At 66.3% G+C, this 9,689-nt stretch carries 7 protein-coding genes; 4 read left to right on the top strand and 3 right to left on the bottom strand.

What is annotated here, in order from left to right; translation table 11 throughout:
• Together J5837_RS06245 and J5837_RS06240 are read left to right on the top strand one after the other, a co-directional pair.
• Nucleotides 1-317 (top strand): hypothetical protein (locus tag J5837_RS06245; RefSeq protein ID WP_210535825.1); only part of this gene is annotated, 317 nt, incomplete at its 5' end.
• Between the two features lie 78 nt (nt 318-395).
• The gene (locus J5837_RS06240; RefSeq protein WP_210535824.1) at nt 396-776 is read left to right on the top strand and encodes a DUF6869 domain-containing protein; all 381 of its coding nucleotides are present in this window, start codon (nt 396-398) and stop codon (nt 774-776) included.
• Between the two features lie 654 nt (nt 777-1,430).
• Here the strand turns inward: J5837_RS06240 and J5837_RS06235 are convergent.
• Nucleotides 1,431-2,069, bottom strand: coding sequence for a ParA family protein (locus J5837_RS06235; protein ID WP_210535823.1), 639 nt, complete (start codon nt 2,067-2,069; stop codon nt 1,431-1,433).
• A 120-nt stretch (nt 2,070-2,189) separates the two neighbouring features.
• Here J5837_RS06235 and J5837_RS06230 point away from each other — a divergent pair, with 120 nt between their 5' ends.
• On the top strand, nt 2,190-3,686 hold the full coding sequence (locus tag J5837_RS06230) for an AAA family ATPase (protein WP_210535822.1): 1,497 nt from the start codon (nt 2,190-2,192) through the stop codon (nt 3,684-3,686).
• Between the two features lie 143 nt (nt 3,687-3,829).
• Here J5837_RS06230 and J5837_RS06225 read toward each other — a convergent pair whose 3' ends face one another.
• Both J5837_RS06225 and J5837_RS06220 read right to left on the bottom strand, forming a co-directional pair.
• Complete coding sequence (locus J5837_RS06225) at nt 3,830-4,285, bottom strand: REP-associated tyrosine transposase (protein WP_210535821.1); 456 nt, start codon at nt 4,283-4,285, stop codon at nt 3,830-3,832.
• A 235-nt stretch (nt 4,286-4,520) separates the two neighbouring features.
• The gene (locus J5837_RS06220) at nt 4,521-5,720 is read right to left on the bottom strand and encodes a serine hydrolase domain-containing protein (protein ID WP_210535820.1); all 1,200 of its coding nucleotides are present in this window, start codon (nt 5,718-5,720) and stop codon (nt 4,521-4,523) included.
• Nucleotides 5,721-5,956: 236 nt separating this feature from the next.
• Between J5837_RS06220 and J5837_RS06215 the strand changes: the two genes are divergently transcribed.
• Nucleotides 5,957-9,664 (top strand): indolepyruvate ferredoxin oxidoreductase family protein, encoded by a 3,708-nt coding sequence (locus J5837_RS06215; protein ID WP_210535819.1) that lies wholly within the window; start codon nt 5,957-5,959, stop codon nt 9,662-9,664.
• Nucleotides 9,665-9,689: the final 25 nt, after the last annotated feature.

The raw sequence follows: 9,689 nt of genomic DNA, 5'->3' as shown, positions 1-9,689 counted from the left end.
TGGCGGCAATGGAGACTTTCGCGAAACGTGTAAGAGGCAAATCTTTCCTCTGGCTCTGTCTTTTGGTTGGTCTCGGCAGCGTACTTTTGATTGCGCTCACTCCCGCCACGTATGGCGCGAGCTGGGCGGTCATTGGTTTCTCGCTGTTTGCTCCACTTTTCCTGTTCCAGGCGGCGTCAGGTGTGGCCTTGGACAACTGGTGGGTAGCTCGTATCGATCGCAACACCCAGCCCTACAGCTACTGGTGGAGGGTTGTGTTCTATGGTCTCGGCGCTGCAGGATTCGCCTATCGCATCTTCGTTCCTGTGGCAGCCTAGTTACATCAGCTTGCCGCCTAACAATTCATCCCATCCGAAGCCGCTTCGCGGCTCGACTTAATTCAGGCATTAGGCCTCATGGAAACGAGATCGCCATCCGCATTGGCCGAAGAGTGGATCGAGAGATGGTCGCCTACTGAAGGGTCTGCCGGCGGCAAAGTTGAAGCGTCCGTGCTTGATGGGGAGTTGCCCAGAGAACAGCCGGACTTATGCCTCGACGCAATCTTGGAGATTCTCGGCCGTATAGATACCTCCTCACCAAACCATTTGTTGGGCGTCTTGGCTGCCGGCCCGTTAGAGGATCTCCTTACCTACAACGGAGATGTTGTGGTTGCGGAGGTTGACCTGCTCGCTCGTCGGGATCCCGGCTTCCGCTTATTGCTCAATGGCGTCTGGGACAGCCGCATCAAACCAAATATTCTCGCCCGGCTGGCCAAGTACCGAAACAACCCGTGGTGAGGCCTAACATCCCATTTGAGCCGAACCCGCTTCGAGGCTCGGCTTATTTCAGGCGTTAGCCACATGAAAGGACCTCTCTGCTTTGCCCTCTTACTGCTCATGGCCGACGCTTCTTCGGCCGGGGAGCCCTTGCAGATCAAAGACCAGGAGCTTTCGCTGGGCGGCGTCGCTCTTGGCGACACTGAAACCTCTGTGCTCCGCAAGCTGGGACGACCGACCCGCCGCACTGACACTGGCGATTTTCTCGACATACGGCTGGACTATCCGGGCCTCACTGTCTGGCTAGGCGAGGGGCGCCGCGTTGGTGAGGTTCTCAGTACCTCCAAACGGCACTGTACGCCTTCCGATATTTGTCCGGGCATGTCCTTCGCCCGGGCAAAAGCAAGGTATGGCACGCCACTTGTGTCTCCCCGTCAGGGAGACGCCTTCATTGAGTACCCCAGCTCTGAGTCGTCCTGTTGGCTTCAGCTCGCTACCCGCAAAGGCACCATCAAGTCCTTACGCGCAGAGTGTCAGCCCTGACGGGCCTGCCAATTCATTCGAGGACCGTAGGGTGGGCTCCAGCCCACCGCCTTCCATTCCGAAACATGTCGACTTGAACGTGCGTGATGGTGGGCCAGGGCCGACCCTACAAATGCTCGCCTCGTCGGCTCCCTACGCCTTCTTGACCCACCTCAGCAGCGGGTCCCAGTCGGACTGGTGGTCGCGGACTTGGGCCGAGCGGTAGTCGAACAGGCTGCGGCCGAGGCCGGCCAGCACCACGTAGGCCTGGGTGTCGCGCAGCTGGGCGACGACGGGGTAGGGCCAGGTCTTCAGCATTTCCACCGCCTGCTGCGAGGCGTTGGTCCACGGCTTGCTGCGGTTGACCACCAGACCCACCGGCAGCTTGCGCTTGTGGATCCGCGGCACCTTGGCCAGCGTGTTCAGGAAGCCCACGGTGGCTTCGATATCGATCCCGGACGGGATCACCGGCACCACGATCGCGTCGGCATGTTCGATGAACGGGGCCAGATCGTCAGCCATCGCGCCGGCAGGCACGTCGATCACCACCCGCTCGGCATCGGCCGGTACGGCATCCCGCCAACCGCGTTTCTTGGCGCCACTGGCGTCGATCGGCAGCACCGCGCTTTCCAGCTCGGCCCGTCGCTGGGCCCAGTGCATCGACGACCCCTGCGGATCCGCGTCGACCAACACGGTGCGCTTGCCGTCCAGTGCGAAATGCGCAGCCAGGTTGCTGGCCAGCGTCGTCTTGCCCGCGCCGCCCTTGGAGCTGGCGACCAGAATCGTCTTCATGCGCTCACCTCGATGCCGGGGAAGGCGCAGGGTACACCGGCCGAACGACGGCGTGGAACCGCGCCCCGGGCGGTTCGCCGGCGTTTGCTATCGTTCCGCCGCCCGAGGCTAGGACGACCCATGAGCGAACTGCAGGACCTGACCGCACTGATCCGCGCCAATACCCCGCTGATCGTCGTCGAAACCCCGGACGAAACCCGCGTGGTCCAGCTGTTCCGGCAGACCCTGGGGCAGGTGTGGCGGGCGATGTACCGCTGGACCATCACCGAAGGCCTGCGCCGCATCGACATGGACCGCGAGGACGAGCCGGTCGGCCCGCCCGACGCCAGCGCCGTGCTGCGGGCGATCCAGCAGGCCGACCAGCGCGGCGTGTACCTGCTGCTCGATTTCGATCCCTACCTGGGCTACGCCGGCACCCAGCGCCAGGTCCGCGACCTGATCGAACGCCGCCACTGCCAGCCGCACGTGATGGTCCTGGTCGGGGCCAAGGTCGAGCTGCCCGAGGAACTGGAGCCGCTGGCGGTGCGCTTCCGCCCGAGCCTGCCCGACGCCAACGCACTGCTGAAGATGCTGCGCGAGGAAGCCGTCGCCTACGCCCAGGAAAACGGCGGCCGCCGCGTCGAGACCGACGACGCCGCGGTGCAGCAGATCCTGCGCAACCTGGCCGGGCTGAGCCTGACCGACGCGCGCCGCATCGGCCGCCAGCTGATCTACGCCGACGGCGCGTTGGGGGCAAACGACCTGCCGCAACTGGCCAAGCTGAAGTTCGAACTGCTCAACCGCAGCGGCCACCTGCATTACGAGTACGACACCGCGAAGATGGCCGACGTGGCCGGCGCGGCACGGTTGAAACGATGGATCGAGCAACGCCGGGTCGTGTTCACCGCCGCCGAACCGCCGGCTGGACTGGAACCGCCGAAGGGCGTACTGCTGCTCGGCGTGCAGGGGTGCGGCAAATCGATGCTGGCCAAGGCCACCGCCGCCGGCTTCGGCGTGCCGCTGCTGCGGCTGGATTTCGGTTCGCTGTACGACAAGTACCACGGCGAGACCGAGAAGAACCTGCGCGAGGCGCTGGCTTCGGCCGAACAGCTGGCGCCATGCGTGCTGTGGATCGACGAAGTCGAGAAGGGCTTGGCCAGCGGCGGCGAGGACGGGGGCGTGTCGCGGCGCGTACTCGGCCACCTGCTGACCTGGATGGCCGAACGCAATCGGCAGGCCGGCTCCAAACAGGTGTTCATCGTCGCCACCGCCAACCAGGTCCACGAGCTGCCTGCCGAACTGCTGCGCAAGGGCCGCTTCGACGAGATCTTCTTCGTCGACCTGCCCAACCCGGACACCCGCGTCGAACTGCTGCGCCTGCACCTGGCGCGGCGCAAGTTCAATCCGGACGATTTCGCCCTGCCTGCGCTGGCCGCCGCGAGCAACGGCTTCTCAGGCGCGGAGATCGAACAGGCCATCGTCTCCGGCCTGTACGCCGCGCACGCCGAGGGCCGCGCGCTGGACACCGACCTGCTGATGCAGGAAATCCGCAACACCCGGCCGCTATCGGTGCTGATGGCCGAACAGGTGGAAACCCTGCGCGAATGGGCGCGCGAGCGTACGGTCCCCGCGGATTAAGCGATAAAAACCGGTGTGGGAGCGACGTCAGTCGCGAAGCTTTTCATCCTGCTTGCCGAAAAGCAAAAGCATCGCGACTGACGTCGCTCCCACACCGGATTCTTTCGCCCACTGGCTTCTTTCCTGCTTCGGGCTCTTCTGCATCAGTCCCACACCGCATACCGCCACGGCCAGTGCTCGATCGACTCGACCAGGCCTGCGCGCAGGGGGTTGTCCAACAGGTAGTCCGCCGCTGCGTGCATTGTCCTTTCGCCGGCGATGGCACGGTCGTGGAAACCGGGCTGCCAGACCGGCGCACCCCTGATCGCGACCGCCTTGGATGTGTTGGCCTTCAGCCGTTGAACGATCCGAGACAGGACACCGTTGCCCCCCAGTTGGACCAGCCCGTGCCAGTGGTCGGGCATCAGCACCCAGGCCAACAACTCTGCTTCCTGCCACAAGCGGCGGTCCATGCAGGCTTTCGAGAAGAGTGCCGCAAGCTGCGGGTTGTCGAACAAACGCCTGCGATCATGCGTGGCGAAGGTGACCAGATAGACCTGCCCGGCAAGTGAGACACGGCCCTTGCGCAGGCGATTCGAGGCGGAATGCTTGTACTGCATGCGCGCCACTGTCGCGGCCGGCGCAACACGGTGTTATCGCTGACCCACCCGATCCCATGTCGGAAATTTCCGATACGTCGCCAATTCTTCGCGCGAGGAATCTGCGGTGTGGGAGTGGTTGCGGCACCCGCAACCGGTCAGTCGCGGTGCTTTTCCCCGCTTATGGAAAAGCAAAAAGCATTCGCGACTGACGTCGCTCCCACAGGGGAGTCTTTCCCGCAGGGGAGTATCTGGGCTACTCCCCGCGCGCCAGCTTTTCCTCGACAGCGGTGAACGCGGAACGTTCGCCCGGCGCCGGCTGGTCGTTGCCGGTGGCGAAGTAGGCGACGCCGGTGCCGGCCTTGCGGTCGATCCACAGGCCGGACAGCAGGCCATAGGCGTTGCCGGAATGGCCGACGCGGGCAATGCCGTCGCCGAACGGATCGTCGCCGCAATCCGGGTTCGGCGTCGCCAGGGTCTGCACCGCCAGCCCGTAGCGGCACATCTGGCCCTTGCGGTTGCGGATCGGGTCGTCTTCCTCGATGGTCACGCCGTTGCCGGGCGCGAACGTCCATTCCGGCCCGATCAGCGTGCGCACCGACGACGGCTTCAGCAGGCGCACGCCATCGACCTTGCCTTCGCCGAGCAGCAGGCGGCCGATCTTCGCCAGGCCTTTCGCCGAGATGCGCAGGCCGCCCTGCGGGCCGAACACGCCCGGGCTGGCGCCGGCGCGCCACGTCGACAGGTCGCAGCTGCCGTCGCGGGCCTTGGTGATGCCGCAGGCCGGCTTGTGGCCCTGGTTGTCGTCGACTTCGGGCTTGCCGTCGGCGTACAGCACCACGGCGCGGGCCGCGGTGGCTTCGTCGCAACTCGGCCAGCCGTAGCAGGCGTGCAGGTCGAGCGGCTTCAGCACCAGCCGCTGCATCAGCAGGTCGAAGCGCTCGCCGGTGGCGCGTTCCATCACCGCGGCGACCAGCGGGAAGTTGAGGTTGGTGTAGCGCCAGTAAGTGCCCGGCGCGTGTTCCGCATCCCAGGCCTTCGGATCGTCCAGCAGGTCCTTCAACTGTCCGTCCAGCGGCACCTGCCAGTAGCCGGCGCCGTCGGTCAGGCTGGAACGGTGCGACAGCAGCAGGCGCAGGGTGATCGGCGTATCCGGCCACTTCGGGTTGCGCAGCGTCCAGCCGAGCTGCTTGGACACATCGGCGTCGAGGTCGAGCTTGCCCTGTTCGACCAGCCGCATCACCGCGATGGCGACGCCCAGCTTGGAAATCGACGCGACCCGCACCGGATCGTCGGCGGTGATCGCGCGGTTGGCGGCCACGTCGGCCAGGCCTTCGGCATGGACAGCAGTGACGCCGTTGCGGTCGAAGGCGACGCGCACCCGCGCCACCGGTTCGCCCGCTTGCGCGACGGCGGCGAGGGCCAGGGCGAGGAAACAGACCAGGGATCGAGTCATGGGCAAGCTCCGCGGCAAACCATGGATCGTAACTGCCTCGCGGCGTCGTGCGCATCGACGCACCGCTAAATTTGCAAACGGTTACAGTGGATCCACGCGCTGCCGATGCTTTCGCAACCTGCGTTTTGTCGGCGGTCGGCGGCTTTTCCGGCATTCCGCCGGTTCGGAGGAATTGGCCGCACCGCCTATAATTCCGAGTCTTTGCTCCACTCACCCGCCAGCCGCACGGGCCCGCCATGACCAGCACCGCCGAACTCACCTCGCCCTCGTCCGCCAACACGCCGCAGATCGGCGTGCTGGACGCCGACTACACGCTGGAACACAAGTACACCCGCACCGACGGCCGCATCTACCTGAGCGGCGTGCAGGCGCTGGTGCGCCTGCCGCTGATGCAGCGCCTGCGCGACCAGGCGGCCGGGCTGAACACGGCCGGCTTCATCAGCGGTTACCGCGGCTCGCCGCTGGGCGGCTTCGACCTGGAACTTTGGCGCGCGCGCAAGCACCTGGAAACGGCGGGCGTGAAGTTCACCCCCGGCCTGAACGAGGACCTCGGCGCGACCATGGTCTGGGGCACCCAGCAGACCAACCTGTTCCCCGGCGCCAAGGTCGATGGCGTGTACGCGATGTGGTACGGCAAGGGCCCGGGCGTGGACCGCTGCGGCGACGTGTTCAAGCACGGCAACGCCGCCGGCACCAGCAAGCACGGCGGCGTGCTGGCGCTGGCCGCCGACGACCACGCCTGCCGCAGCTCGACCCTGCCGCACGGTTCGGAAGACGAATTCGTCAGCGCGATGATGCCGATCCTCAACCCGGCCGGCGTGCAGGACATCCTCGACCTGGGCCTGGTCGGCTGGGCGATGAGCCGTTACACCGGCCGCTGGATCGGCTTCAAGACCATCGCCGAGACGGTGGAATCGTCGGCCTCGGTCGAAGTGAATCCGTTCGCCCGACGGATCGTGTTGCCGGAAGACTTCGAGCTGCCGCCGGGCGGCTTGAACATCCGCTGGCCCAATCCGCCGCTGGACCAGGAGATGCGCCTGCACAAGTACGCGGTGGCCGCGGCGCAGGCGTTCGCGCGGGCCAACCAGGTCGACCGCATCGTGCTGGATTCGCCGCGCGCGCGCCTGGGCATCGTCACCACCGGCAAGAGCTATCTCGACGTGCTGCAGGCGCTGGAATACCTGGGCCTGGACGAGCAAGCCTGCGCCGACATCGGCATCCGCGTGTACAAGGTCGGCATGACCTGGCCGCTGGAGCCGGTGGGCATCGCCGACTTCGCCAAAGGCCTGGAAGACATCGTCGTGGTCGAGGAGAAGCGCGCCTTCATCGAGCGGCAGATGAAGGAATACTTCTACAACTGGCCGGCGCACCTGGGCACGCGCCCGAGCATCGTCGGCAAGTACGACGAAGCCGGCGAATGGATCCTTCCCTCGACCGGCGAACTGACCCCGGCGACCATCGCCGGCGTGATCGGCAAGCGCATCCAGCGCTTCTTCACTACCGAATCCATCGAGCAGCGCCTGCGCTGGATGGAAGAAAAGGAAGCCGAGATGGCCCTGCCGCGGGCCAACTTCCCGCGCGTGCCGCATTACTGCTCGGGCTGCCCGCACAACACCTCGACCGTGGTGCCGGAAGGCAGCCGCGCGCTCGGCGGCATCGGTTGCCACTACATGGTCACGTGGATGGACCGCGACACCGACACCTTCACCCACATGGGCGGCGAAGGCGTGACCTGGTCCGGGCAGGCGCCGTTCACCGAGACGCCGCACGTGTTCCAGAACCTCGGCGACGGCACCTTCTTCCACAGCGGCTCGCTGGCGGTGCGCCAGTCGGTCGCGACCGGGGTCAACATCACCTACAAGATTCTCTACAACGACGCGGTGGCGATGACCGGCGGCCAGCCGGTCGACGGCACGCTGAGCGTGCCGCAGATCGCGCAGATGATGCGCGCCGAGGGCGTGCAGACCATCGTCGTGGTCAGCGACGACATCGGCAAGTGGAGCGACAAGTCGATCTTCCCGTCGGGCGTCGAATTCTTCGACCGCAAGGAACTCGACGACGTGCAGCGCCGCCTGCGCGAAACCAAGGGCACCAGCATCCTGATCTACGACCAGGTCTGCGCCACCGAGAAACGCCGCCGCCGCAAGCGCGGCAAGATGCCCGACCCGCAGAAGCGGGTGATGGTCAATTCGCTGGTCTGCGAAGGCTGCGGCGATTGCGGCGTGAAGAGCTTCTGCGTGTCGGTGCTGCCGAAGGAAACCGAATTCGGCCGCAAGCGCGACATCGACCAGAGCAACTGCAACAAGGACTTCCGCTGCGTCGACGGCTTCTGCCCCAGCTTCGTCACGGTGCATGGCGGCACCCCGCGCAAGGGCAAGAAGGCGAACGCGGCCGAGTTGTTGAACAGCCTGCCGGTGCCGACCTTCAAGTCCAGCCTCGAACAGCCCTGGAACATCCTGATCACCGGCGTCGGCGGCACCGGCGTGGTCACCATCGGCGCACTGCTCGGCATGGCCGGCCACCTGGAGGGCAAGGGCGCCACCGTGCTCGACCAGACCGGACTGGCCCAGAAGGGCGGTGCGGTGACCACCCACATCCGCATCGCGCGCACGCCGGGCGACATCCATGCCGTGCGCATCGCTGCCGGCGAGGCCGACCTGGTGCTGGGCTGCGACATGGTCGTGGTCAACGACTACTGGGCGCTGTCCAAGGTGCGCGGCGAGCGTTCGCACGTGGTGCTGAACAGCTACGAGGCGATGCCGGGCACCTTCACCACCCACCCCGACATGCAGTTCCCGGCTGCGGAGATCATCGCCGGCGTGAAGGTGGCGCTGGGCGGTCGCGAACCCGACCTGATCGACGCGACCCAGATCGCGACCGCGCTGATGGGCGATGCGATCGCCACCAACCTGTTCATCCTCGGCTACGCGTGGCAGCAGGGGCTGGTGCCGATTTCGTTCGACGCGATCATGCGCGCGGTGGAATTGAACGGCGCGGCGATCGAGATGAACAAGACCGCGTTCGCCTGGGGCCGCCTCGCTGCGGTCAACCCGCAGGCGGTGCAGGAAGCCGCCGGCCTGGTCCGCAACGCTTGGACCGAAAGCGAGCGCACCCCGCTGAACCTGCAGATCCTGCCGCCGGGCGAGTGGGAAAGCACCGAGTGGGGCGCCAACGCCGCGCCGCGCAACCCCGGCAACGAACGCGAGGTGCGCGGCCTGCGCGACGCCGACCTCGGCGACACCGACGTCGCCTTCCTGCCGCTGGACGACGAGCGCCTGTCGCGGTCGCTGGACGAACTGATCGCGCGCCGCCGCGCCTTCCTGACCGACTACCAGAACGCCGCCTATGCGCAGCGCTACGTCGACCTGGTGGCGAAGGTGCGCGACGCCGAGCACGCGCGCGCGCCGGGCTCCACCGCGCTGACCGAAGCGGTGGCGCGCTACTTCTTCAAGCTGATGGCGTACAAGGACGAGTACGAGGTCGCCCGCCTGTACACCAGCGGCGAATTCCAGCGCCGTTTGCAGCAGCAGTTCGACGGCGACTACAAACTCAAGTTCCATCTCGCCCCGCCGCTGCTGGCGAAGAAGGATGCGCATGGCCGCCTGCAGAAGCAGGAATACGGCCCGTGGGTGCTGACCGCGTTCAAGTGGCTGGCGAAGCTGCGCTTCCTGCGCGGGGGCGCGTTCGACGTGTTCGGTTACACCGAGGAGCGCAAGACCGAGCGCGCGCTGATCGGCGAGTACGAACGGACCGTGGCCAAGCTGCTGGCCGGCCTCGACGGCAACCGTCTGCCGCTGGCCGTGCAGATCGCCAGCGTGCCCGAGCACATCCGCGGCTACGGCCACGTCAAGGAAAAGCACCTGCACGAAGCCAAGGCCCGCGAAGCCGCGCTGCTGGCCAGGTGGGACAACCCGCGGGAAATCCCGCTGGTCCAGGCGGCGTAATCCGGAGCGCGCCGGGAACCTTTCC

The organism is Pseudoxanthomonas helianthi, assembly GCF_017939625.1.
In the GTDB taxonomy this organism is placed as follows: domain Bacteria; phylum Pseudomonadota; class Gammaproteobacteria; order Xanthomonadales; family Xanthomonadaceae; genus Pseudoxanthomonas_A; species Pseudoxanthomonas_A helianthi.
Note: the sequence above shows the minus strand (reverse complement) of the source record. Positions and strands in the feature narration are given on the sequence as shown.